Annotated in this window: 1 protein-coding gene and 1 pseudogene; one reads left to right on the forward strand and one right to left on the reverse strand. The window is 40.8% G+C overall.

From position 1 onward, the window contains the following. Positions 1 to 143 precede the first annotated feature (143 nt). A pseudogene (locus E5983_RS09270) lies at positions 144 to 239 on the reverse strand (winged helix-turn-helix transcriptional regulator); the annotation flags it as partial. A 120-nt stretch (positions 240 to 359) separates the two neighbouring features. Between E5983_RS09270 and E5983_RS09275 the strand changes: the two are divergent. Continuing rightward, on the forward strand, positions 360 to 749 hold the full coding sequence (locus tag E5983_RS09275) for a nuclear transport factor 2 family protein (RefSeq protein ID WP_160333514.1): 390 nt from the start codon (positions 360 to 362) through the stop codon (positions 747 to 749). Positions 750 to 829 lie beyond the last annotated feature (80 nt).

The following is an 829-nucleotide window of genomic DNA, read 5'->3' on the forward strand; positions in this document are numbered from 1 at the left end:
GGGAACGCAAATAGACTGCTTGGATACGCTTATGATAGGCAGAATATTGTTTATTTTTAAGAGCTGATTTTAATTCTTTAATTTGATCTTGTGTGAATTTCATACTATCTATTATAATTCAGATTTTGATTTTTGTTAAGTATTAACTGGTAGATAATCACCAAGGCCCATTTGCCCGTTAAAACCCGTTGCGTGGTTGCAAAGGGACAAATCCCATATTCGCTAACTTTTGTGGACATTTTTTTCTCCTTATTTTACGCCAATACTATCACTTTTGCTAGTAACCAACTAAAAAGATTCTACTTGTTTTCTTGTTAGTAAAAACTATAATTGGATTATAACAAAAAAGGAGATCACTAATGTCACAAAATCTAGAAATTTTTAACCGCTACAACCAAGGTCTGATCGAAGGAGACTTCCCAGCTGTTTTTGAAACCATGGCCGACGACATTATCTGGCACCAACCTGGCCAGCACTCCACATCAGGGACCATTATTGGAAAAGACAAATTAGGTGCCCACCTAGCCACATTTGACCAAAAAACAAACGGAACCTTTAAAGTCCTAACCAACTGGGTCTCTGATAACAACGACCTCGTCGCAGCTAACGTGACCTTTATCGGAACCCGCCCAGACGGAGTCGAACTCAACATGAACGGAATCGACCTCTTCCGCATGGAAAACGGTAAAATCCAGGAAGTCTGGCTCTTCTCAGCCGATCAAGCGCTTGAAGATGCCTTTTGGAACTAAATAATCGAGTAGGGACTAATCACTAGTCCTTCTCACACCACCGTGCGTGCCGTTCGGCACACGGCGGTTCAATTAACTTT

This window comes from Streptococcus danieliae (assembly GCF_009767945.1).
Taxonomy (GTDB): Bacteria; Bacillota; Bacilli; order Lactobacillales; family Streptococcaceae; genus Streptococcus; species Streptococcus danieliae.

What these genes read in the sequence shown, in the direction of transcription:
- E5983_RS09275 (WP_160333514.1), top strand. Translation starts at nt 360, where the DNA reads ATGTCACAAAATCTAGAAATTTTTAACCGCTACAACCAAGGTCTGATC.